We start from the raw sequence: 23,126 nt of genomic DNA, 5'->3' as shown, positions 1-23,126 counted from the left end.
AAGTAATATTGCAATGGGATTAAAAATACCCGGTTAACGTAATGAAGACTTTTATACTGGCGCTTGCCACCATCACCACCGCCCTGGTAGCGGGTTTATTTTATGCGTTTGCTGTTTCTGTGAATATAGCATTTGCGCAGTTGCCGGATGCCGCCTATATAACAGCTACCCAGGCGATCAATGTGGCCATTGTGAATCCTGCCTTTATAGTAAGTTTTTTAGGCGCGCCGGTATTGCTGCCACTGGCTACCTGGCTCAATGCCCGGCCCGCGTTTACCCGCCGCAGCGGGTACCTCCTGGCAGCTACGCTGATATTTGTGATTGGCTCTTTCGGGGTAACGGTGCTCTCCAATATTCCCCTCAACGATAAGCTGGCGGCCTTTCATACTGAAGGGGCTTCGGCGGCGCAACTGCATGATATGCGCGTAGCATTTGCCACGCCGTGGAATAACTGGCATCTTGTACGCACACTGGCAGGGATTGCCGCATTGGTATTGCTGGTGATGGCCTGTTTACAACGCGATGCCAAAAGCTGAAATGCTTTTTGTAAATTTAGGGTAATGCAGTACCAAACCATTCCACCACCGCCCCATCTTGCGCACCTCATCCGGTTCTTCTGGGTGCTGGAGGGGGACACAGGTTATACGCATTACAATATGGCCGATGCCTGTGTGGAGCTGGTGTTCCATTACCGCGGGCTGTTCGATGAACTGGCGGATAACGGTGATACCAGTAAATCGTTTACCTCCGGTGTGCAGGGCGCCACACACATCCTGCGGAAGTATACCATTGATGCAGGCTTCAGTATTTTTGGTGTGTACTTTTACCCGCAGGCTGTACCCCTGTTGTTTAATATTTCCGCCGCAGATCTCACCAATACTACTGCTGAATTAAGATACCTGCTGAAAGGTGAAGGCAGCATCCTCGAGGAAAAGATCATGCTGGCGAAGAATAACCGGGAGCGTTGTGATATCCTTTGCCGGTTTACAGAGCAGCGGCTGGCAGCCAGCCGCGTGGCGGACCTGCCGGTTTTTGCGGCTATCAGGGATATCATCCATCACCGGCCTTCCATGAACATACAATCTCTTTCACAGGCATACTATTTGTCGGAGCGGCAGTTTGAGCGCCAGTTCAAACAGTACGCAGGACTATCCCCCAAATTGTTTTCAAGGATTGTCCGTTTCCAGTCGGCCACCGCCTTTTACAACCGGCAGGTGATGAGCCTGGGACGCCTGGCGCTCGAATGCGGGTATTATGATCAGTCGCATTTTATCAGCGACTTCCGCGCCTTTTCAGGTATGCATCCCAAACAGTATTTCTCCGGCCGCTCCGGGGCCACCGACTGGCGTGACTAACAAGAATGTCGGTTTCTTCCAATTTTATCAGGGGATACTATTGCAATTTTGTGCAAGAGACGTTTAACCTTAAAATAAATGTTATGAAATTACCAGAAAAACATCAACAGGTAATGCCCTATCTGATCCTGCAAGATGCAGAAGCTTTTTTTGATTTTACCGGTAAGGTATTTGGCGCAAAGGAGAATCACCGCAGCTACAGAGAGGGTACCAAAGAACTCATGCATGGCGAAATCAGTATCGGTGGCAATGTTATTATGTTTGGCCAGTCGAACCCCAATTGGGGTACTGACAATGCAGGATTGTTCATTTACGTGGAAGATGCAGATGCTACTTTTAAAAAGGCCCTGGCAGAAGGCGCTACAGAAGTAATGCCGGTAACAAAGCAGTCGTACGGTAAATCCGGCGGTGTAAAAGATCCGTTTGGAAACACCTGGTGGATTACCACGCCATAAAGGATAATTTTTTACATGGAAAGGACTGGCGTTATGCCGGTCCTTTTTATATTTGGTATCAGAACACAAATCATTTCAATCATGTTATCTGCTGTTATTACAGAAATAAAAAAAGTAGAACATGGCTTTAAGCATATCCTGGAAGCAGGTGATAGCTTACTAAAAGACACCAGCCAGGATCACCTGAAAACAGCCGCCACACTGATAGCCGGGGAAAGCTACCAGGAACGTATGCTGGGCACCTGGTTGCTCGGACTCCTCTCTCCGGCAAATAATAAGGCATTAACATGGCTGAAAACAAAAGTAGTGGCAGATGATAACTGGCGTGTACAGGAAATGCTGGCCAAAGCCTTTGATCACTATTGCAGCAGCATCGGCTATGAAAAAGCACTCCCGGAAATCAGGCTGTGGCTGAATGATCCGCATCCCAACCTGAACAGGGCCGTAGTGGAGGGGCTCCGTATCTGGACGGCACGTCCTTATTTTAAGGAACATCCGGAAACGGCCATCCGCATGATCAGTAAACTGAAGTCAAAGGAAAGTGAATACCTGCGTAAATCTGTGGGAAATGCTTTAAGGGATATCAGCAAAAAGCACCGGGAGCTGGTGCGGGAAGAAGTGGGAGGGTGGAACCTGGAGCAACCGCGTATCGCATTTGTTTATAAACTTGTTATGAAGTGAATAAGCGGAGGGAATTCCCTCCGCTTATGTTTTTGCTATTCCCAGTATTTTTCACCCTTCTTCATTTTCTCCAGGGTAGTTTCGTAGTTTTTCTTTTCGTCGCCGCTGGCTTTGTTCAGGGCTTTTTCTTCCCATGCAAGGGCGTCTTCTTTTTTACCGGCTTTATACAGCAGGTTGGCGTAAGTGTCCATGAATGCAGGCACTTCGTTGTCTTTGAATGAGCGTTTGCTCCATTCCAGGGCCTGTTCAATGCATTGCATGTCGTTGCATTTTTCGAAGATGGTCCATGCATATTCGTTTAATGACTGGGGATCAGCTTTGTGGCCATATTTTTTCATATAGGCAACAATGTTAGCCACCGCATTATCAGCATCTTTTACATAGCTGAAGTATTGTACTTTGGTTTTCAGGAGCAGTTCTTCCGCGAAGGCAGGATATTTTTTGGTCAGGCTGCTTTCAAGGGTAGCCCAGTCGGGTTTGCTGCCGTCTTTCTTCATCAGCTGCGGATACACTTCTTCCTGCGCTACGATGCCCATTACTTTTTCTTCTGCCTTACCGGGTCCCAGTACTTTATTTACTTTATCGGCATGGTGCAGGAACATATCAAATCCTACATCTTTGCTGCTGTTGGTAAATTTAGCGATGAAGTTGAGGTTTACAGGAGTGTAAAGATCTTTCTGCTGGGCAAGATATTCTTTGGAAATGATGGAGGCATTTTCCTGGTCATATTTATTCAATGCCAGCAGTGCCATCTGGCGAAGGAAGGCGGTATCTTTCTTTCCTTTTTTATAAAGGTCCAGCTGTGTGTAATATTGTGTGGCCGGATTCAGGGATGCAGCGCATCTTTCAATGAACTGATCTGCTTCGGCGCCGCCTACCTGGCGGTCAACAATGTGCCCGTCGGGTGCAAACACCAGGAAGGTGGGATATGCACGGATGGCGTAGTCTGTCTCAATTTGTTTGGCGGCAGCGTACCAGCTTTTTACTTCTTCATTGTCTTTGTCTGTTTGATCCATCTGTACCTTTACGCTGATGTATTTATCATTCATAAAGCTGCCTACTTTTTCCTGCGGGAAAATATTGGCCGACATAAACTTGCAGGGACCACACCAGGTAGTGAAACAGTCCATGAAAATGTATTTGTTTTCAGCTTTGGCTTTGGCCTGCACATCGGCCCAGCTGCTGCCATGCTCGAAATGGATGCCTTTGTCCTGCGCTGCTGCCAGTAACGGCAACAGGAAGGCGAGGAGGAGTAGTTTTTTCATAATGCTGTTTGTTGGTTTTGATTTGTAGGCCACTAATTTAACGTAGTTCAGGAAGAAAACCGGGAGGGAAGCCAATTAATTTGACAGGATAAGTTGGCGTACGGTTGTTAACCGGCGGCGTTTGCACCAAAAAGTCATCCGGCAGGACGACTTTTTGGTGCAAACCAATATTACCCCCGGTGGATGTTATTTGAGGAAAAAAAGATGGTTTCCGTCCATGTACGCTCAATATGAGGAAGATTTGACATTCAATTGCAAAATTTCGTACTTATCTTTAGCACATTCGTACCCTTTTTCTGAGTTCGGTTAAATTAAACTAACTTGTTGTAGCTAAAAACATTAGCCATGCCGGTAAAACATTTTGTGCAGCCGATAGACCTGACACATCCCAAGCAACTGCAACGCCTGGTCGAGAACAGGCGGGTCTATAATCTGAATAATTGTGAACTGAATATATTTGAAAGTTATCAGCAGGATTACCGGGTGCCGCTTACTTTTGGAGATTTTGTCATTACAAGCATGGTGCAGGGCAAAAAGATCATGCATCTTTTCGATCAGCCTTCATTTGAATATCAGCCGGGAGAAACCGTGATTGTACCGGCCAACGAAACAATGGTGATTGATTTCCCGGAAGCCTCGGCAGAAAATCCTACGCAGTGTATTGCCCTTTCGGTGGATGAAGCCTATATCCGCAGCACCCTGCAATATCTCAACGAATATTATAACGGCGAGTATGCCGACAAAAACGACTGGCGCCTGCAATTCAACCAGTATCACTTTAATAATGATGTGGACCTTACAGACCTGATCAATAAATTAGTCCGTATTTGCAGCAGCTCCGACCTGTCCAGGGATATTTACGCCGATCTCAATATGAAAGAACTGCTGATCCGTATCCTGCAGAGCCAGCACCTGCAGCTGATTTCAGATGAAAGAGATACCAGCAGCAACAACAGCAGGCTCCATTTTGTGCTGCATTATATCAATGAACATCTCACAGAAAACATCTCTGTAGATACGCTTTGCCGGAAGGCTTACCTGAGCCGCAATGTCTTTTTCAAATGGTTTAAAGACCAGTTCGGAATTACTCCCCTTCAGTACATCAACAGGGAAAGACTAAAGCTGGCAAAACAACTGCTGGCCGACCGCAACAACAGCGTGGGCCAGGTAAGTATGCTGTGCGGTTTTAATGATACCAACTACTTCATCCGCCTCTTCAGAAGTGCGGAAGGTATTACGCCCGGCACCTATCAGCTGATCTGCACCCGCTGATATTTCCCCTTTTTATGTAAAGGATTCTCTCTGCGTATTAAATGCGGAGGGAAACACTCCCTCCGCTGAAAAATATTAGTAGAAAACCGGCGGCGGATTCAGCGTAAGGTTTTGCCGCTGATGCCAGTAAGGATAAATGGTAGGTACTTCACTGGCCGCATCCAGTTTTTTAAGCTGGTCAGTAGTCAGGTTCCAGCCGGTGGCGCCGAGGTTTTGGATCAGTTGCTCTTCATTACGCGCTCCAATAATAATGCTGGATACAGTAGGGCGCTGCAGCAACCAGTTCAGCGAGATCTGTGCTACCGTTTTGCCTGTTTCCGCAGCTATTTCATCGAGTGCATCAATGATGTTGTAAAAAACTTCTTCATTTACTACGGCCTCCGGTACAGGGCTGCCTCCCTGTGCTATGCGGCCGTTCTGTGGCGGCGGACTGTTACGGCGGTATTTACCTCCCAGTCTGCCTGCAGCCAGCGGCGACCATACAATGGCGCCCACCTGCTGGTCGAGGCCCAGCGGCATCAGCTCCCATTCGTATTCGCGGTTGGCAAGTGAATAGTACACCTGGTGTGCCACATAACGGTTCCATCCATACTTTTCCGCGATGGCCTGCGATTTCATCAGGTGCCAGCCGGAGAAGTTGGATGCGGCAATGTAACGTACCTTGCCGCTCTGCACGAGGTCGTCCAATGTGCGCATGGTTTCCTCCACAGGCGTGTTGCCGTCAAATCCATGCATGTGGTAAATATCGATATAGTCTGTTTGCAGCCGCTTCAAACTTCCTTCAATCTGCCGCAGCAAATGAAACCGCGATGAACCCTGGTTATTGGGCCCCTTTCCGAAAGTGAAGGTGGCCTTGGTAGAGATCAGCAGCTGATCCCTTTTGCCGGCAATGGCTTTGCCCAGGATCTCTTCCGAAAGCCCATCGGAGTAGATGTCGGCGGTGTCGAAGAGGTTTACGCCTGCATCAAGACAAAGATTCACCATGCGGGTCGCTTCATCCGCCAGCGTGCTGCCCCAGGCTTTGAAGAAATCATTACCGCCGCCAAAAGTGGCAGTGCCGAAACTCAGCACCGGTACCTGTAAACCGGATGCGCCTAATTGTCTGTATTCCATCAGATACGTTTTATTATAGGTGTTATGAAAGTGTAAATATCGGGGAAAAGCAGCAGGACTGATTTGTATATTCAGAGTATAAAATTGTATTTTTGTGAGATGAGGAAGTTGAAACAGTTTGACACACTGGTTATTCATGAATTTGAAGAAAAGGTGTTTCACCTGCCGGTGCATAGTCACACTTATTACGAGATCATCTACATCTTTAAAGGTGCCGGTATTCATCACCTGAATAATAATCAGCTGTCTTATAAGGCGGGCGACCTGTTTCTGATTTGCCCGGAAGATGAGCACTATTTTGAAATTAAGAAGACCACCCGCTTTGTCTTCATCAAGTTCACCGACAGCTATTTCACCAACAAAAGCCACCTGGCGCCCGATGCTTTCCTGATGAGCAAACCGGAAACCATGATGCGCCATAAACTACTGAAAGAAGTAAAGCTGGTGCTGGATGAACCCTGCAAAACAATCCTGCGCAATACGATGGAAAACATTGTTGCCTACAATTGCCGCAAGGATGCCGCTACTTCCCCGCTGGTGTATTACCAGGTGTTGTCGGTATTCGGACTGGTCAAAGAAGCCGTAGCCAAACTGGATATCCGGATCGACAATGGCGCTCCCGATAAAGAAGCGCTGATCTCCTTTATTCATCAGCATATTTATGAACCCGACAAGATCCAGGTAAAACAGATTGCCGAACATTTCAATATCGCCGCCAATTATTTCAGCGCCTACTTTAAAAGGAATTTCAATATCAGCTACCGCGAATATGTAAACAGTTATCGCACCAAGCTCATCGAAAAAAGGATCACCACCGGGCAACTGACCCTCAAACAGATCTCCGCGGAGTTTGGCTTCACCGACGAAAGCCACCTGTCGCACTTTTTCAGGAAACGTCACCAGGTAAGTCCTACTTCTTTCCGTAACCGTCCGGCTGAATAATTATAGACTGTGGCGTAACCCATCGCCACAACCCCCCCTTTAGCTATACCCCGTCCCAAATAAAAAATTTGCTGCTTTTAAACTACTTCCTATATTTGCGTAACTGATTACGTAATTTATTACAATATGGAATTCTTCAACAAAACAGGCAAGGTAGCGCTCGGAAGCCGGCTACGTATGCTCACAGAAAAGATCACAGAAGATGCCGCACAGATCTACCAGTTGTATAATATCGAAATGCAGCCGAAATGGTTCCCGGTATTTTATGTACTATCGGTAGGAGAAGAAAAAACAATCACCGCTATTGCAAAAGAAATTGGCCATTCCCACCCGTCGGTGAGCAAAATTATCGGCGAAATGGGGAAGAAGGGACTGGTAGTGGAAAAGAAAGATAAAACAGATGGCCGGCGTAATATGGTAAGTCTTACCAAAAAAGGACTGGAAATCACCGTCAAAATACAGGACCAGCTCACAGACGTAAACACCGCGATAGAAGCCATTTCCGCCCAAACCACGTACGACCTGTGGAAGGCAATGGAAGAATGGGAATACCTGCTGGAGCAGCAATCGCTACTCAGCCGCGTAGCGGAAGCACACAAAAAAAGAGAAGCGGGTAAAGTAACGATAGTAGACTATCAACCTAAATACAAAGCAGCCTTCAAAGCACTGAATGAAGAATGGATTGCCAGGTGGTTTAAGCTGGAAGCGGCAGACCATAAATCACTCGATCACCCCGAAGAAAATATCCTTAAAAAAGGCGGACATATTTTTGTGGCGCTTTATAACGATGAACCGGTAGGGGTTTGTGCATTAGTAAAAATGGACGACCCGGACTACGATTACGAACTGGCTAAAATGGCGGTATCTCCCAAAGCCCAGGGAAAAAGCATTGGATTCTTACTAGGACAGGCGATCATCGCAAAAGCAACAGCACTCGGGGCCAGGAATATTTACCTCGAAAGTAATACCATCCTGAAACCGGCTATCAGCCTGTATAATAAGCTGGGCTTTAAAAAGATAGCCGGCAGAGCTACGCCATATGAGCGTTGCAATATCCAGATGGAACTGATATTGCCGGTTTGATTTTACCGGCAGATGATTGGAGTTTATAAAAATGGAAATGTATATTAGAGCTTCGGATGCATGCTCAAACCATCATTCCACGTTATAAAAAAAAATTAAAAACTCTGATCATGATATCACCCGACTCCCTGGAACAGGAAGCCTTAGAAACCGCTAAAAATTCCAAATCATCTGCCGCGTCCTTACCCGCAAAATTCACGGAGAATAAATATGTCATCACCCTCATATTCGTTACCTCCCTGTTCATGTGCTGGGGAATCGCATTAACAATGGGAGATGTACTGAATAAACATTTCCAGAATGTGCTCGGATTATCCAAATCCCAGTCCGGCCTCGTGCAGTTTTCTATCTTCGGCGCCTACGCGCTGATGGGCATCCCGGCAGGATTGTTTATTAAAAAGATGGGATATAAAAACGGCGTGCTACTCGGGCTCACACTTTATGCCCTGGGCGCCTTCCTGTTTGTGCCCGCAGCCAATGCAGCCTCGTTTGGTATTTTCCGCGTAGCCCTCTTTGTGCTGGCCTGTGGAATGGCCACACTGGAAACCGTAGCTCATCCCTTTATGGCTGCTTTGGGCGATCAGCGCACCAGCGATCAGCGTATCAACTTTGCACAATCGTTTAACGCAGTAGGCGCTATAGTAGGACCAACGCTCGGTTCCTATTTTCTCCTCAGCGCAGGACACAATGCCGGTGAGGAATTGCTGTCTGTAAAACAATTATACATCTATATCGGGGCAGTTATCGCAGCCATTGCCATTGCGTTTGCAATGGTGAAAGTACCGGCACTTACAGATCCGCACGACGGCCCTTCAGATGCAGGCGGTGTAACAGGCGTGCGCAAAAAATTATTCCAGCAGAAACATTTTGTATTTGCAGTCATCGCACAGTTCTTTAATGTGGCTGCACAGGCAGGCACCTGGGCCTTCTTCATCAACTACGGACATGAAGTGATGCGGTTTTCTGATCAGAAAGCCGGTTATTTTATGACGGTATTTATGGGCATGATGCTGGCCGGAAGATTTGTAGGCACTGCACTGATGCGTTACATCGCACCTAATAAACTGCTCGCCGCTTTTGCACTTGGCAACATCCTCATGTGCATCCTTGTGGCGCAGGGCTGGGGCTGGACTTCCTTCATCGCTTTGCTGATGATCAACTTCTTCTTCAGTATTATGTATCCCACAATTTTCAGTCTTGGTTTAAAAGACCTGGGGCCGCAAACACAACAGGCTTCCTCTTTTATCGTAATGGGAATGTTTGGCGGCGCCATTTTCCCTTTTATCATGGGACGTATTGCAGATACCAATATCGCTACTGCCTATTACCTGCCCATTGTATGCTACCTCGTTATTTTCCTGTTTGGTTATAAATTATATAAACTCAGATAATGGGTATCCGTTACCGTTATACCTACCAAACGCAAAGGTTATTCCGAAGGGCCGGTAGCGTTTAAACGTAAAGGTGTGTATTATTATCTCTATACCTTATCAGGTCATGAGCATTATGAATACGCCTATGGCTACAGCCGTCAATCGCCGCTGGGGCCGTACACCTGGCCGGAGCAGGATATTATCCTCATCACCGATAAGGAGGCAAAAATTTATGGTCCAGGGCACGGTAACGTGTTCCATGAACCGGGTACAGATAATTATTATTTCATCTACCTGGAATTTGGTAACGGAGGCACCACCCGGCAGATATGGGTGGATAAAATGGAGTTTAATGAAGATGGAACCATCCGGCAGGTAAAGCTTACCGCCTGGAGTCTTCTGCAGATGGCAGGCAGTGGACGCCATGCTGAGGTCACAAAAACAGCATCATGCAATCACCACATACAGATCATCTCTCCGGAAAAATAAGATACCTGCGGGTAACAATACTAAGCGGTACCCCCGGACTATGGGAGTTTAAAATATACTGATAAACGCGGGTGGCTCCATATAAGAGCCACCTTTTTTATATTATTACCGGACCCGGAATCTGCTAAACAATGGCATGCCATTGGGTGTTAAATCTCTGGACCAAAACCGGTTGCGATGTTCCGTAAACCTGAATATATGGTCACCCGTTTGCTGGCAGCCGCAGGTGTTGCAGTAAACGGCCCTCATTCGTGGGATATAACGGTTTATGATCCTTCCTTTTACGCAGATGTATTGGGCCGCGGCTCATTAGGACTGGGAGAATCATACATGCAGGGATGCTGGGACAGCCCGCAGCTGGATGAGTTTTTCTACCGCGTATTGCGCGCGGGCATCGACCACCAGCTCCCTGAAAGCATTGGTTTTAAAACAGATGTCCTGCTGGCACGCCTGCTCAATTTCCAGTCGCGGAAAAAAGCGTATCACAACTGCCATAGTCATTATGATACCGGCAACGACCTGTTTGAGGCGATGCTCGACAAAAGAATGACATACACCTGCGCCTTCTGGGAAAATGCCGCTACACTTGATCAGGCACAGGAAGATAAACTGGACCTTACCTGCCGCAAATTAAACCTGCAGCCAGGCATGCAGGTGCTCGACATTGGCTGTGGCTGGGGAAGCTTTGCAAAATTTGCCGCAGAAAAATACGGGGTGCAGGTAACCGGTATTACTATTTCCATCGAACAAGCGGAGCTGGCGCGGGAACGCTGTAAGGGGTGGCCAATAGAAATCAGGCTGGCAGATTACCGCACACTGAATGAACAGTATGATGCCATCGTTTCACTGGGTATGTTTGAACACGTTGGGTATAAAAACTACCGGTGCTATATGCAGGTGGTGCATCGCTGCCTGAACGAAAAAGGGCTGTTTCTCCTGCATACCATTGGTGGCAACAGCGCTCACGCCTTTACCGACCGGTGGCTGAATAAATATATCTTCCCCGGCGCCATGATCCCAACCATACAGTTGATAGGGAAGTATATAGAAAGATTGTTTGTGATGGAACACTGGCAGAATTTCAGCGTTGATTACGACAAAACGCTAATGGCCTGGTACAGTAATATCTTCAAAAATTATGATCAGCTGAAAGCAAAATATGACAACACCTTTTTCCGCATGTGGAAATATTACCTGTTGTCCTGCGCAGGGTCTTTCCGCGCCAGACAAAGCCAGTTGTGGCAGGTAGTGTTGTCTAAAAATGGTGTGCCGGGCGGTTATCACATTGCTAAACCAGCCTGATTATTATTCCGCTTTCATATAATCAAACGCTCCCTTTCTCAGGTTAATATTATACTCGAGGTAAGCCTTCAAACAGGCAAGAAAATTAGCCCAGCCTTCGGTATTTCCCTTCAGCCACTTAATCCCTTCTTCATTATTTTCCATACTACCTTCGGTAACCTTTACCAGGGTGGCGTTTCCAAATCTTTCGGAAAACAGGATGTCTACCTGCAGCTGATGATCTTTAGCCCCTTCCCACTGAAAGGAGATGAGTGCATCCTTCTTCACCTGCAATACCTGCACCGGAACAATCACATCAAATTCGGGAAATTTCCAGATCACCTGCTTTCCTTCTTCCATTGGTCCCGATCCGTTGGCAATAAAATAGTTGGACATCTTTTTAGGATCTATAACAGCATCAAAAACTTCGGAGATGGGTTTGGCAATCTGTATCGTTGCAGTCGTTTGTAATGGTGCCATAAAATACAGTTTTTGAGTGAACGGAATGAATGATAAATATACAAAAAAAAGAGGCCACCAGGGGCCTCTTCTCTCATGATCTGTAACCTGTGCCGGTTAGTAATTCAATTGCTGGAATACGGCAATATCTTCAATGCTCAGGCGGCCATTCAGAATATCCACGCCATTGGTAGTACCTAAGCCGAGCTTGCAAACGCGGAAGCGTACCGGCCCTTTGATATCCATTAAAAAAGTAGCGGTTTTTGCCGATGGCCCTGCATCTTTAATGTTATTACCAATCACAGTCCAGCTTGCTCCCTGGTTGGTGGAATACTGTAAATTCCAGGTGCTGCTGGCATCTGTATAATACGAGCCATACGACAACGTTACTTTGGAAGCGCCATTGGGCAAATCATAATTCATCTGCACATACGCGGGCTTAGCCAGGTTTTGCTGCATACGGATACATTGTTTGCCGGTAGGATTAAAACGGTCACGGTCTTTGGTAGTGGCCAGTATGGCCTGGTCCAGCAGCCATAAACCTGTTTTCAGGTTCACGGTGGCGGCGGCATAACTGCCCTTCGCTGCTGCATCCGGTGATTCAAAATCTTCCGGGTAACCATTGTATAACGGACCGCTGGCATTGCTTACATCACTGCTGTTGCGCAGGTATAACTGTTTAACAACGGCCGCACCGTTGCCGCTGTTGTATAACGGTATGCCGGTAAAGGTAGCGCTGGCGGGCATTTTATCGTTCGCAAAGGTGGCGCTGGTTTCGGTATGCAATACAATGGAAGAATCCAGCCCGTCGTACAACAACTTATCGCCGGCATACACATCGGTAGGGGCAGGCAATTGTTTAAAGTCGGCGTTTACCTTTACCAGCGTGCCTTCATAGCTGGCAAAGTTAGCCGAGAGATCGGAGAGGGAAGTAGATTTTACTACTATCTTAACGCCTTTCTTTAACAGCGTAATTTTATCAGTTCCAATGCCTGTAAGCTGAAGCGAACCTTTATTGCTCAACAGCGTACTACCGATAACGTTAACCGCCACAGAATCGCCTGCACTCACCGGTACCGCCGCATTCCCGCTCAGCGCAATGGTAATACCCCGTATATTTCCCCTGCCAATATCCTGTATCACAAAATTGCCCGCCGGCAGGTTATGGGAGCTGGTATCAGAAATCACCACACCGGTGATCCGTTCTGCCCCCATCAGCTCACTGGTGGTAAGCTGTAAAGCTGCTCCGCGGTAGGTGCTGCGCAATACTTCCACGGAAGCTACCGGACTAGGAGTGCCATGCGCATAGTCAATATCTTTTTTTAAACAACCACCCAGGGCCAGGCATGCTAACAATGCCACCACCGGAAAATGTATATGTTTCATTCGTTGTTATACTTATCTGCTTAAAAAATCAGTTCTTGTTCCACCACACTTTTATATTCAGATCATCACCACCCATCGCTTCTACCGCTTTCTGGTAGTTGGTGCGGTTCAGCGACTGCACATATACCGGGTATTTGAAGCGGGAAGGCATCTCCCCGTTATTCTGCAGGCCCGGGCCTTTGGGCAGCACAGGATGGCCGGTACGGCGGTATTCATGCCACTGCTGGAAATCGGTAAAGAAGAGGGCATAATATTTCTGCAGCATAATCATCTCCATCTTATTGTCTGCTGTGAGCGCATTATTCCATTTGATACCGTCTTTATCAAGATAGCCTGCCGGCATAGCCACGCCCCATAGTGTAATACCTGCTTCCACGCCTTTGTCGTAATAGGTTTTAGGATCTGTGGAGATATAACCCTTCATCGCTGCTTCTGCCAGTATAAACTGTAATTCTGCGTAGTTGATGATGTTACCCAGCAACGGTTCATTTTTCAAAGCGGCCAGGTAAAAGGACTGGCGTACCGGGATATCGCCGGGCGCATAGCCACTGGGGATGCCTTCATAGGTACCATTAACCGTGGAGGCCCATTTGGCAATACGTGGATCACCCCATTCTTTCAGGTTGTTGATGAAAAAAGTAGACAGGCCATTGTCGCCGTTAAAGTCAAAGTCGCGGTAAGAATTGAAAGCCGAAGTATACGGCGGCACCGTTGTAAACCGCAGTATCGCCGACTCCTCATTGTTGCTGAAGATGGGATAGTTGGCGGCGTTGGTTTCTACGATCTCTTTGATTTTGGCGGCTGCATTCATTTCCGTTTTACCGGATACGCGCATTAACAAACGCAGGTAGAGCGAGTTGCCAAATTTTCTCCATTTAGCCGGATCGCCATTGTACAGCGGGTCCATCGGCTTGTCGTCGGCATTCACTGCCTGGCCGGCAGCCAGCAGTGTATTGGCATCTTCCAGTTTACGGAACAGGTCTGTATAGATATCTTTTTGCGGATCAAATTTAGGCTGATAGATAGTGTCGCGTCCACGGTTGGCTTCCGAGTAAGGCACATCGCCAAACATATCGGTGAGCAGCGAGATGGTCCATACATCCAGTATCTCACCAATACCCATATACGTAGATGACTTTATCACCTGTCCGCCTTTATACATATCCAGGAAGTTGGTGCGCTCCTGGTACCAGTTGTTCCACATGTTATCGGATTCACCCGGACGGATCACATAGCGGTGAATTTCATCCGAGTTGGTAGTGGTAACATGATCCTGCATCAGCTCATTGGTGAGGCGCAGGGCACGTGTCTGGTTATTGTTCACTACATTATACAAGGCAGGTGCCAGCAAGGTTTCAGGTGTTGCCACCGGCGCTGTATTGGGATTGTCGTTGATTTTTATGAAATCTTTTTTACAGGCAACAGTGCTTATACTGATGGCTGCAAGAAGAGAAAAAGTATTGATCCGGATATTTTTCATGATACATCTTTTTGCGGTGAAATATTAGAACGAAGCAGTGAGGTTAATCCCAAAGCTTCGGGTGGAGGGGAACTGACCGATTTCAAAACCGGCGCTGATATCTCCATCTCCCAGGGTACCAAATTCCGGATCAAACGATGGCCAGTTGGTAATTACCAGCAGGTCGCGTCCATAAATACCGATGGTGCCTTTGGTGAATCCTATCTTCCGCAGGAAGGCAGGCGTCAGCGAGTAGTCGAACCGCGCTTCCCGCAATTTGATAAAGTCGGTGCTGAAAAGATTGGACTCAATATTATCACGCTTGAAATGCTCTGAATAATAGGTTTGAATATTGGCTGCTACTACATCGTTCGGGCGATAGGTGCCATCTTTGTTCACCTGTACGCCATCACCGATAATACCGTTGTAACGGCCGGGGATGGTCTTTTTCAGCTTGCCTTCTTCTGCCAGCACGGAGTGCGTGAGGGAATAGGCCTTACCACCTGTTTGACCGTCAAACAAAAAGCTGAAGCGGAATTGCTTGTACTGGAAAGCATTGTTGATGCTGGCCTTCCAGTCGGGGTTGGTATTTCCCAGGTATTGGGCTGTTTCTGTCAGCAACGGGTATCCCTGCGAATTGTAGATGATCTGACCATCCGGGGAGCGTTGGTAGCCAAGTCCGTAGATATCGCCCATGCGGCCGCCGGGACGTGCTTCAATAGAGCCACGGCCCGCAGGACCGGTAGACATCACAAATGTTTCAATACCATCCGGCAGGGAGCTGATACGGCTGCGGTTAGCAGCAAATGTACCGGTGGCAATCCAGGTAAGCCCGTTGGCCTTTTTCACCGGGGTACCGTTGGCTTCAATTTCAATACCCTTGTTAATAACCGTACCCGCGTTCACGATAGTGCCCTTAAAGCCGGTAGCTTTATCTAATGGCGCCTGGATGATCTGGTTATTGGTGTTGTTCTGATACAGGGTAACGCCAAAGCCTATACGGTTTCTGAAGAAGCTCGCATCCACGCCGGCTTCTACGCTGACGGTTTTCATTGGCTTCAGATCCGGGTTGGCAATATAGTCCGGGTTGGAAAGACCACTCAGGAACAATTCTTTCAGGTAACCAAAACGGGTAAAGTAAGGCGTAGTGCCGCCACTGCCTACACCGGAAACGGATGTACGAAGTTTCAGCAGGGAAACTTCTGCGGGCAGCTTCAACATATCCGACAGGATGGCGGAAGCATTCACAGAAGGATAGAAGAAAGAGGTATTATCGGTAGATGTTTCTGAGGCCAATGTACTGCTCCAGTCGTTACGCGCCGTGATATCCAGGAACAGGTAGTTATTGTAGCTGAACTGTGCCAGGCCATAGAAGCTGTTCACGGCATATTGAGAACTGTAGGGAAGTGTGATCAGCGTGTTCTTACTGTTGGCAAAATTATATACGCCAGGGTATCTCAGCTTATCCGCGCGCACTTCATCACGGTTGTAAAAGTTGCGCATCTGGCTGCCACCTACGGATACGGTAGCATTAAATTTACTACCCAGTGTACGGTTGTAGCGTAACAGGAAATCACTGTTCAGCTCACGGGAATAAATGTTCTGGGTTCTGTACATCCCGTCTATAAATTTCTGTGTATTTTTCGGACGTTGCTGCGAACGGCTTTCAGTGCTGTAATCCAGGGAGGTACGCACCATCAGGCTGAGGTCTTTTGTGAAATTATAAGTAGCGGAAACATTACCTATCACACCATTGCGGTTCACTTTATTCAGCATTTCATACGCCTGCAGGTAAGGGTTGTCGAGCAAGCTGCTGAAGGGCCGGTTCTGCGCCAGCTGCTCCTGTCCGGGCAGCCAGTATTCCTTGAACCAGTCGAGGTTGGCGTTAGGCACCATTCCCCGGATAAAATACATGATGGTTTGGTTATTATAACCGGAAGAAGGCAGGTTATCGCTTTTTTTGTTGGTGTAGTTCACCTTTGTGGAAATCTGCAGCTTATCGGATACTTTATGATTTACGGATAGCGCTACGGTATTCCTGTTGTAACCGGTATTGGGGACAATCCAGTTGTTATTAAGATTGGTATAAGATAAACGTATATTGGTTTTATCATTGCCGCCTTCCAGCGTTACGCTGTTGGTAAATGTTTTGGCGGTTTCAAAGAAGTCTTTACGGTTGTTTTTATAGGGAACCCATGGTGTTCTTTCCGTGCCGCCGGTATGTGTAACCGGGTCGTATTGATAGTACATTTGCCCGTTGAACTTTGGTCCCCAGGCGGAGCTGGTGCTCCGGGTGCTGCTGCCGTCGGCGGTGGCGCCATAGGAATACCAGGTATCCTGACCGGAGGCTCCCTGGCCGTATTCATACTGGTAATCGGGCCAGCGGTTAATGGTTTCAAAGGTAGCATTGGAGTTAACGGTAACGCCTAAACCCTTTTTAATTTTACCGGTTTTGGTGGTAATGATGATAGCGCCATTAGCGCCGCGTGCACCGTACAATGCTGCTGCCCCCGGGCCTTTCAGCACCGACACACTTTCAATATCATCGGGGTTAATATCATTGAGGCTGGTACCGAAGTCGGTAGGGGAGTCGCTGTCCAGGTACGAACCGCTGCCGTTGCCCGTTTGCTTACCGCTGCTGCCGTTGATGATTACGCCATCCACTACAATCAGCGCTTCGCTGCTGCCGGTGATTGTGTTTTCACCACGCAGGATAATTTTGGTAGAACCTGCCGGTCCGCCATTGGATTTCAGCATATTCAAACCGGCTACTTTACCAGTGAGAGCATTGGTCCAGTTATTACTCATAGCATCTGTGAGCTGTTCATTGCTCACTTTGCTCACAGCATAACCCAGTGCTTTTTCATCGCGTTTAATGCCCAGCGCTGTTACCACTACGCCTTCCAGCTGGGTAACATTCTGCTGCATATTAACTTTCAGGTTAGTGGCGTTGCCGGCTACCGGGAGTGTATAAGGATCAAGACCGATGGCGCGGAAAACCACTTTACTGCCGGTGGGTACTTTCAGGTCAAAAAGACCGTCTTCCGCCGTCACTGCTACCATCCTGCCATTTACGCTGATGCTCACACCGGGTAAAGCACCATCGTTGCCGGCGCCCATTACTACGCCTTTTACGGTGACCGTTTCTGCTGCGGTGGTATTTTTATTTCTTATGTAGATGTTATTATTCTGCCACTTTACTTCCAGGCCGGTTTGCGCTGCGATGAGCGACAGCAGCTTTTCGAGCGGTACATTTTCTTCCGGCAACTGTAACGGGTGTGGTTCCCCGAGGATGTTATCGTCGTACATCACAGCAATCTTTTCTTTTTGCTGTAGTGTGGTGATCAGTTCTTTCAGGGAAATGTTTTTCCTGTTTAACCGGATCATGCGGGTGGCCGTTTGTGCCCAGAGGGAACCGGTTAGTAACAGGCAGCAAAGTCCGCCAATAATTTTTTTCATATTGGTTGTTTATTTTTTGTGATTGCGTTTTAAAGAGAGAATGATAGTATCTGCCGTAATTTTATATTCCACGCCAGCCAGGAAACTTAAACCTTCCAGTACAGGCTGGATGCCGTTATCCTGTACACTACCGGTAAAGGATACACGATGCGGTGTTCCGTGGATAATCACGTCGCGGTTGTACCATTGTGATAGTTTGCGGGCGATGCTGGGCAGGTCATCGTTTTCAAATACCAGCAGGTTATCTCTCACCGCAGTTATACGATCCAGTGAGGTGCTGTCGCTTAGCAACGCATGCGTTACCGGGTCATATTTAATCCGCTGCATCGGCAGCAGGTTGATGTTGAGTTGTGCTGCCTGCACATTGATTTTCCCGGAGGCCACGGCTATTTCCTGCATTTCATGTTCGCGTGCATGGATACTGAAAGAGGTGCCAAGTACGGTTACTGTGGTTTGATGGGTACTGACCCGGAAAGGCTTATCCGGACTGCCGTTTACATTAAAGAAGGCCGCCCCGTTCAGGATCACCTGCCTGTTGGAATTATTAAAAGCGCGTGCATCATACTCCAGGGAAGAGTTGTATTGCAGCCACACCCGGGTGCCGTCGGGCAGCGTGATTACCTGTTTGTTTTTGCCGGTGGTAGATAATTTTACCGGTTGCGCGGCAGGCGTATGTTGGTGTTGCCACAGCCAGCCTATACCCATGGACACTGTTACCAATGCTGCGGCAGCACTGTACAGCCACCACGGGCGGATATTTTTTACAGCAGGCACTTCTTCATTCATCGCTGCCTGTACCCGTTCCCAATGGGTATCTGCCGCCTGCTGATCAGCAGCGCCTTCCAGCTGTTGCTTTCTTTTTACCAAAGCTACCAGGATGTCCCGGTTCCTTTCCGATTGCTGCAGCCAGGCAGTTACCATCTCCCGCTCTGCGGCGTTTGATAACTCATAGATGTAGCGGAATAATATTTTTTCGTTCAATGTGGGCCGTTTATTACAGAGGAGGCGGCCGCCCGGGGAAATTCCTGTGAATGTGTGTTAAGGAATTATTAACAAGGGGAAATGCAGGCTGGGTAAGTTTTTCAGGGGAGATGTGATTATGCAGGCAGCATCAGTACCAGGGTGCCTATTATCAAACCCGCTTCGCAGTCGTGTACCGTTAACCGCCGGGTTTTAATTTCTTCCTGTAATAAGCGGATCGCGGTGTTCAGCTGGTATTCCACTTTTTTGGGTGTGATGTGTAAGATATGGGCTATCTCTTTATTGGTGAGCCCCAGCAGTTTCAGGTCTATAATTTCCTTCTTTACCGGGTCCAGCAGGGATAAGAGCTGATGCAGCTTTTCCCTGGATTCCTTCCCTGCCAGGGCGGCATCGGGCGTATGGGTGGAGAGCGCCTGGTCCAGGTGGTCGTCGCTGATAGTGAAGGTACGTTGTAGTTTATCGGTGTGTTTTTTACAGCTTCGCCGGGCGGCTACCAGCAGGTAGTTCTTCATACTGGTATTAACCCGGATGCCTGCACGCTGCCGCCACAGGTTGGCAAACAGTTCAGCCGCGATGTCCCGTGCGGCTTCATAATCTCCCGTAAATGAATAACAATAGCGGCTCACCAATACAAAATACTCATCATACAGCACCTTAAAGGTTTGCTGATCCCATGCCGCGCCATTTATTACAGATACCGGTTCCATATAAGGCCGCAAAACTAGAGAAGCTCCTTTTGAATTACGAAGGAACGGCGGGAAATTAATATAAACTTCACATAGCACCCCGCCCGTTTTCCCACTTCTTCCCGGCACATGTCCCGCTGCGCCGGACTACCCCCATTTGTGCTATTCCTCCCGTCCCAAAATCCAATCTGCCAAATGGGTGCTTTTTTCGTAATATTAGTTTGTCCAATTTAGCTTTTTTGGATAATCTTCAATATCAGATAACATTATTATTCTATATAATACAGTTCTGAGCTTTGTCTGTAGGATCAGGTGCACAGGAATATCAGCAAATAGATCGTTGCATCCGCACTGAATAACCATTACTACATCTATACATTAGTTATCAATCTTTTATTCACTTTAAAAATTAACATTTATGTCAAATGCTTTAACTTCCTGCGTCACTATCCCGGGAAAGTCTAAGATTAATTCCTGTTATCAGGATACTCAGAATGATACCTTGAAGTGGGTACAAAAATTTGATATTGCCCCAAAATTCAAACCTCTCAGTTGGTACTCCAAAGCCCGTTTCGGGTTCCAGGCAGCCAGGGAATACCCTGATGCCACCTATGCACAGGTAAGCCTCGCCGGAGATTTGCTATCCTGGCTATTCACAGTAGATGACAGCTGCGACCGCGGTTCCTCCGACGCAGTAACCGCATTGGAAATGAGACGTCAGCTGGAAATATTTATTTCCATTCTCGATGATAAATATATCGAGGACGATCATAGCCTCAGTATCGCCCTGAAAGATATCCTGCGTCGTTTCAGCGCCATCAGCAGTCCCTTTTTATACCGCAAATACTGCATGCATATGACCGACTATCTCAATGAGTGTTTCTTTGAGATCGACATGCAGATCGATGGCCTCATGCCCTCTATCGACCGGTATTACAAGGAAAGGCCCTACACCGGGTTTTATATCATGTTCCCGCTGGTGGCCATTTTTGAAAAACTGAACCTGCCGGATGAAGTGTATGACCACAGCAGCATCCAGGAAATAGAGCTTATCTTAAACCTGCTCGGCTGCCTTTCCAATGATTTGCATTCGATTGTCCGCGAAGCAAAACTGGAGAAGCCAGGTTTTAACCTGATCTTTATTGCGCAAAAGGAACTGGATCTGGCCAGGGATGAGGCGGTGCAATATGTGATCAATGAGCACAGGACACACCTGCGCCGGTTTAAACAACTCCGTAAGGAACTTCCTTATTGGGGCAAGGCTGTTAATATGCAGGTAGACCGCTACATACAGGGCTTATATACCATCGTGAGAGGGTATGATGACTGGGCGGTAATTGATACCGGTCGTTACGAAAATATATGATGAGGTAAATATTTTGCTAATTCAAGGTGTAAGTCGCTGATGAAAACCGGTTTCGTTATGAAGCCGCAGGCGCCTGTCGCCAATAGCTCATCTTTCAAAAAGGCATCTCCTGAAATGATCAGTACGGGGGTGCCTTTTAATTCAGGATCATTTTTTACGTACTGCAATAAATCCCTGCCGTTAAAGCCGGGCATATTCAGATCTGAAATGATCAGGTTGGGTTTTTCTGTATGGATCACATCAATTATCGATGCATGGTCCTTGCATAATACCGGGTCTATCCCCATTTCTTTCAGGAACTTTATCAGTAACTCAGCACTCAGCAGGTCATCTTCTATGATCACTACTTTTCCGCCCATAAAGCAACCCTTCATAAATTTAGGCGGTAACTGCTGCCTGGTTTTTCCTACGCCCGCTTCATAAGGAATATTAAAGGTAATGGTAGTGGTAAAAGGAGAGGAGGGATCCACCGGGTCCAGTGCAATTTGTCCGCCGAAAAGGCCGATCAGGTGTTTGGTAATAGATAAGCCCAATCCCGTTCCTTCAAACTGCTCACGCTTTGATACAAACCGGTCGAACATCTTGGTAGCAATATCCGGATCTACCACTCCCTGGTTCTTTACCTTAAAAATGATCTGGTCCGCTTCTTTTATGCAGCTGAGAGAGATCATGGAATTACCACTGGCAAACTTCACCGCATTGGACAGGATATTATTCAGGATCTTGGTTAACAGTAAACTGTCGCTGTTGATGGGTTCACCCAGCTGCCTGTCGAACTGCAGGTCAATTTTTATACCCCTGGATGCCGCCAGGTAACTGTTAACCGCTATGCAATGGGATACGCAATCCTTTAAACTGATGGACTCCTTCATCACAGGATAAAAATTCCCCGACTCAATCCTCGACATTTCCAGCACATGATTAATGATGTTGCGGGCCAGGTAACAGGAGGCAAACAACTGGTTAATTTCCTTTCTTTCTGCCACCGAATATTTGGACTTCCGTAATTCAAACAACTGGCCAATAGAAAAAATAGCATTCATCGGCGTCCGGATCTCGTGAAATACCTCCCGCAAAAAAATACTTTTCTTTTCAGATGCCTCCCGGAGTTTCTGGGCGGAAGCAAGCAAACTTCTGATCTGCGCCACATAGGACATCATCACACATAATATAAATACCAGCAGCGCAATAGTAGTAGACCATTTCATGGTTAACGATATATCAGGCGAAAGCTCTATCGGCTGGATAAAATTATAATGGGCGTTGGCTACCATCCACGCGGCAAATACCACTGTTGCCCCTATGCAGGCCAGCAGGGCCCCGCTTCTTTTGTACAGGAAAAAAGCAGAACTTAAATGGAATATGATGATGGTATTGAATGCCAGCAGTAACTCCAGGGAAATACTTGATCCCAGTACGGTGGACCAGTAAGCAATAAAAATAGCATTGGTACTCAGCATGAGTAAGTTTGCATTAAAATATTGCCTCACCTGGTTTAACCGGATAACAGTAAAAAAACTAAGCGTTTCCAGTGGAATACCGATTAAAAAAAATACCGAATTCTTAAGAAAATAAAAATAGCTGCCAACCCCAATCACCAGGGCGCTTAACACAAGGGCCATCGCATTGATAATAATAACAGGACGTTTTTCTTCCGCTTTTTCAAAATGCTGGGTTCCGGCAAAAATAGGTTTGATGAGTGTGGTTGTAATGGCCGCAGTTGTAGGATAGTTACCAGTTCTCATGTAATAATTATTTAGAGGGTTAGGCAAGTTCGGGCTGTAAAAAGATCATAGTTAATTTGCTTTACCGTCATCCGATCCGCCACCCGCAGAAATACTGTTATGGAATCCGGATATGTATTCGGGCATGGTCTGCAGGTTCTTCGAATCATATCAGGCATGTAGATTTTCTTTGGGCTCGGGTAAATCTAACCAGATATGCATCGGCATGAGTTAATTGAATGTTAATATAAGCATATTTTTTTTTGAAAAAAAGAATATTACATGATTTAAAATGAA

General features: G+C 47.2%; 20 protein-coding genes. 11 read left to right on the top strand and 9 right to left on the bottom strand.

Annotated features, from left to right (window positions below; genetic code table 11):
- Nucleotides 1–41 precede the first annotated feature (41 nt).
- The 4 genes from B5Z18_RS03280 (at nt 42) to B5Z18_RS03265 (ending at nt 2,491) form a co-directional block, all read left to right on the top strand.
- Nucleotides 42–536 carry an anthrone oxygenase family protein gene (locus B5Z18_RS03280; protein ID WP_079467961.1) on the top strand — a complete coding sequence of 165 codons (495 nt, stop codon included), beginning with the start codon at nt 42–44 and terminating at the stop codon, nt 534–536.
- A gap of 24 nt (nt 537–560) precedes the next feature.
- Nucleotides 561–1,355 carry a helix-turn-helix transcriptional regulator gene (locus B5Z18_RS03275; protein WP_079467960.1) on the top strand — a complete coding sequence of 265 codons (795 nt, stop codon included), beginning with the start codon at nt 561–563 and terminating at the stop codon, nt 1,353–1,355.
- An 83-nt stretch (nt 1,356–1,438) separates the two neighbouring features.
- Nucleotides 1,439–1,810 carry a VOC family protein gene (locus B5Z18_RS03270; protein ID WP_079467959.1) on the top strand — a complete coding sequence of 124 codons (372 nt, stop codon included), beginning with the start codon at nt 1,439–1,441 and terminating at the stop codon, nt 1,808–1,810.
- Between the two features lie 81 nt (nt 1,811–1,891).
- Nucleotides 1,892–2,491, top strand: coding sequence for a DNA alkylation repair protein (locus B5Z18_RS03265; RefSeq protein ID WP_200817190.1), 600 nt, complete (start codon nt 1,892–1,894; stop codon nt 2,489–2,491).
- A 35-nt stretch (nt 2,492–2,526) separates the two neighbouring features.
- Here B5Z18_RS03265 and B5Z18_RS03260 read toward each other — a convergent pair whose 3' ends face one another.
- Complete coding sequence (locus tag B5Z18_RS03260; protein ID WP_143313480.1) at nt 2,527–3,756, bottom strand: thioredoxin family protein; 1,230 nt, start codon at nt 3,754–3,756, stop codon at nt 2,527–2,529.
- Nucleotides 3,757–4,101: 345 nt separating this feature from the next.
- Between B5Z18_RS03260 and B5Z18_RS03255 the strand changes: the two genes are divergently transcribed.
- Entirely contained in the window at nt 4,102–5,028 is a 927-nt protein-coding gene (locus B5Z18_RS03255; protein ID WP_079467957.1) for an AraC family transcriptional regulator, read from the top strand.
- Nucleotides 5,029–5,103: 75 nt separating this feature from the next.
- Here the strand turns inward: B5Z18_RS03255 and B5Z18_RS03250 are convergent, their stop codons facing one another.
- Nucleotides 5,104–6,141 (bottom strand): aldo/keto reductase, encoded by a 1,038-nt coding sequence (locus B5Z18_RS03250; protein ID WP_079467956.1) that lies wholly within the window; start codon nt 6,139–6,141, stop codon nt 5,104–5,106.
- 99 nt (nt 6,142–6,240) lie between these two features.
- On the opposite strand from B5Z18_RS03250, the gene B5Z18_RS03245 reads away from it, so the two are divergent.
- From B5Z18_RS03245 to cfa, 5 genes are all read left to right on the top strand, one after another.
- Nucleotides 6,241–7,083 (top strand): AraC family transcriptional regulator, encoded by an 843-nt coding sequence (locus B5Z18_RS03245; protein WP_079467955.1) that lies wholly within the window; start codon nt 6,241–6,243, stop codon nt 7,081–7,083.
- A gap of 126 nt (nt 7,084–7,209) precedes the next feature.
- Entirely contained in the window at nt 7,210–8,166 is a 957-nt protein-coding gene (locus B5Z18_RS03240; protein WP_079467954.1) for a bifunctional helix-turn-helix transcriptional regulator/GNAT family N-acetyltransferase, read from the top strand.
- Between the two features lie 110 nt (nt 8,167–8,276).
- Entirely contained in the window at nt 8,277–9,557 is a 1,281-nt protein-coding gene (gene fucP, locus B5Z18_RS03235) for an L-fucose:H+ symporter permease (protein ID WP_079469954.1), read from the top strand.
- An 18-nt stretch (nt 9,558–9,575) separates the two neighbouring features.
- Complete coding sequence (locus B5Z18_RS03230; protein WP_079467953.1) at nt 9,576–10,028, top strand: family 43 glycosylhydrolase; 453 nt, start codon at nt 9,576–9,578, stop codon at nt 10,026–10,028.
- Nucleotides 10,029–10,205: 177 nt separating this feature from the next.
- Nucleotides 10,206–11,330 carry a cyclopropane fatty acyl phospholipid synthase gene (cfa, locus tag B5Z18_RS03225; protein WP_079467952.1) on the top strand — a complete coding sequence of 375 codons (1,125 nt, stop codon included), beginning with the start codon at nt 10,206–10,208 and terminating at the stop codon, nt 11,328–11,330.
- Between the two features lie 3 nt (nt 11,331–11,333).
- On the opposite strand, the gene B5Z18_RS03220 is transcribed toward cfa, so the two are convergent.
- The 6 genes from B5Z18_RS03220 to B5Z18_RS03195 form a co-directional block, all read right to left on the bottom strand.
- Nucleotides 11,334–11,789 carry an SRPBCC domain-containing protein gene (locus tag B5Z18_RS03220; RefSeq protein ID WP_079467951.1) on the bottom strand — a complete coding sequence of 152 codons (456 nt, stop codon included), beginning with the start codon at nt 11,787–11,789 and terminating at the stop codon, nt 11,334–11,336.
- Nucleotides 11,790–11,885: 96 nt separating this feature from the next.
- Nucleotides 11,886–13,154, bottom strand: coding sequence for a DUF5689 domain-containing protein (locus tag B5Z18_RS03215; RefSeq protein WP_079467950.1), 1,269 nt, complete (start codon nt 13,152–13,154; stop codon nt 11,886–11,888).
- A 28-nt stretch (nt 13,155–13,182) separates the two neighbouring features.
- Nucleotides 13,183–14,634, bottom strand: coding sequence for a SusD/RagB family nutrient-binding outer membrane lipoprotein (locus tag B5Z18_RS03210; protein WP_079467949.1), 1,452 nt, complete (start codon nt 14,632–14,634; stop codon nt 13,183–13,185).
- A gap of 24 nt (nt 14,635–14,658) precedes the next feature.
- Nucleotides 14,659–18,072 carry a SusC/RagA family TonB-linked outer membrane protein gene (locus B5Z18_RS03205; RefSeq protein ID WP_079467948.1) on the bottom strand — a complete coding sequence of 1,138 codons (3,414 nt, stop codon included), beginning with the start codon at nt 18,070–18,072 and terminating at the stop codon, nt 14,659–14,661.
- Between the two features lie 9 nt (nt 18,073–18,081).
- Nucleotides 18,082–19,053, bottom strand: coding sequence for a FecR family protein (locus B5Z18_RS03200; protein WP_079467947.1), 972 nt, complete (start codon nt 19,051–19,053; stop codon nt 18,082–18,084).
- A 116-nt stretch (nt 19,054–19,169) separates the two neighbouring features.
- A complete protein-coding gene (locus B5Z18_RS03195; protein WP_079467946.1) occupies nt 19,170–19,760 on the bottom strand; it encodes an RNA polymerase sigma factor in 591 nt (196 codons plus the stop codon).
- Between the two features lie 397 nt (nt 19,761–20,157).
- Here B5Z18_RS03195 and B5Z18_RS03190 point away from each other — a divergent pair, with 397 nt between their 5' ends.
- Nucleotides 20,158–21,105: a terpene synthase family protein gene (locus B5Z18_RS03190; RefSeq protein WP_079467945.1), complete on the top strand. Its 948-nt coding sequence runs from the start codon at nt 20,158–20,160 to the stop codon at nt 21,103–21,105.
- Here B5Z18_RS03190 and B5Z18_RS03185 read toward each other — a convergent pair.
- Complete coding sequence (locus B5Z18_RS03185) at nt 21,090–22,850, bottom strand: hybrid sensor histidine kinase/response regulator (RefSeq protein WP_079467944.1); 1,761 nt, start codon at nt 22,848–22,850, stop codon at nt 21,090–21,092. The two genes, B5Z18_RS03190 and B5Z18_RS03185, sit on opposite strands and share 16 nt — an antisense overlap.
- Between the last annotated feature and the right edge of the window lie 276 nt (nt 22,851–23,126).

This window comes from Chitinophaga ginsengisegetis (assembly GCF_900168065.1).
Classification (GTDB): domain Bacteria; phylum Bacteroidota; class Bacteroidia; order Chitinophagales; family Chitinophagaceae; genus Chitinophaga; species Chitinophaga ginsengisegetis.
Note: the sequence above shows the minus strand (reverse complement) of the source record. Positions and strands in the feature narration are given on the sequence as shown.

Bases quoted from the DNA above. Each gene is read 5' to 3' on its own strand.
- B5Z18_RS03255 (WP_079467957.1), top strand. From the start codon at position 4,102: ATGCCGGTAAAACATTTTGTGCAGCCGATAGACCTGACACATCCCAAG.
- B5Z18_RS03195 (WP_079467946.1), bottom strand. From the start codon at position 19,760: ATGGAACCGGTATCTGTAATAAATGGCGCGGCATGGGATCAGCAAACC.
- B5Z18_RS03280 (WP_079467961.1), top strand. From the start codon at position 42: ATGAAGACTTTTATACTGGCGCTTGCCACCATCACCACCGCCCTGGTA.
- B5Z18_RS03265 (WP_200817190.1), top strand. From the start codon at position 1,892: ATGTTATCTGCTGTTATTACAGAAATAAAAAAAGTAGAACATGGCTTT.
- B5Z18_RS03240 (WP_079467954.1), top strand. From the start codon at position 7,210: ATGGAATTCTTCAACAAAACAGGCAAGGTAGCGCTCGGAAGCCGGCTA.
- B5Z18_RS03205 (WP_079467948.1), bottom strand. From the start codon at position 18,072: ATGAAAAAAATTATTGGCGGACTTTGCTGCCTGTTACTAACCGGTTCC.
- B5Z18_RS03220 (WP_079467951.1), bottom strand. From the start codon at position 11,789: ATGGCACCATTACAAACGACTGCAACGATACAGATTGCCAAACCCATC.
- cfa (WP_079467952.1), top strand. From the start codon at position 10,206: ATGTTCCGTAAACCTGAATATATGGTCACCCGTTTGCTGGCAGCCGCA.
- B5Z18_RS03245 (WP_079467955.1), top strand. From the start codon at position 6,241: ATGAGGAAGTTGAAACAGTTTGACACACTGGTTATTCATGAATTTGAA.
- B5Z18_RS03260 (WP_143313480.1), bottom strand. From the start codon at position 3,756: ATGAAAAAACTACTCCTCCTCGCCTTCCTGTTGCCGTTACTGGCAGCA.
- fucP (WP_079469954.1), top strand. From the start codon at position 8,277: ATGATATCACCCGACTCCCTGGAACAGGAAGCCTTAGAAACCGCTAAA.
- B5Z18_RS03270 (WP_079467959.1), top strand. From the start codon at position 1,439: ATGAAATTACCAGAAAAACATCAACAGGTAATGCCCTATCTGATCCTG.
- B5Z18_RS03275 (WP_079467960.1), top strand. From the start codon at position 561: ATGCAGTACCAAACCATTCCACCACCGCCCCATCTTGCGCACCTCATC.
- B5Z18_RS03210 (WP_079467949.1), bottom strand. From the start codon at position 14,634: ATGAAAAATATCCGGATCAATACTTTTTCTCTTCTTGCAGCCATCAGT.
- B5Z18_RS03185 (WP_079467944.1), bottom strand. From the start codon at position 22,850: ATGAGAACTGGTAACTATCCTACAACTGCGGCCATTACAACCACACTC.
- B5Z18_RS03215 (WP_079467950.1), bottom strand. From the start codon at position 13,154: ATGAAACATATACATTTTCCGGTGGTGGCATTGTTAGCATGCCTGGCC.
- B5Z18_RS03190 (WP_079467945.1), top strand. From the start codon at position 20,158: ATGTCAAATGCTTTAACTTCCTGCGTCACTATCCCGGGAAAGTCTAAG.
- B5Z18_RS03250 (WP_079467956.1), bottom strand. From the start codon at position 6,141: ATGGAATACAGACAATTAGGCGCATCCGGTTTACAGGTACCGGTGCTG.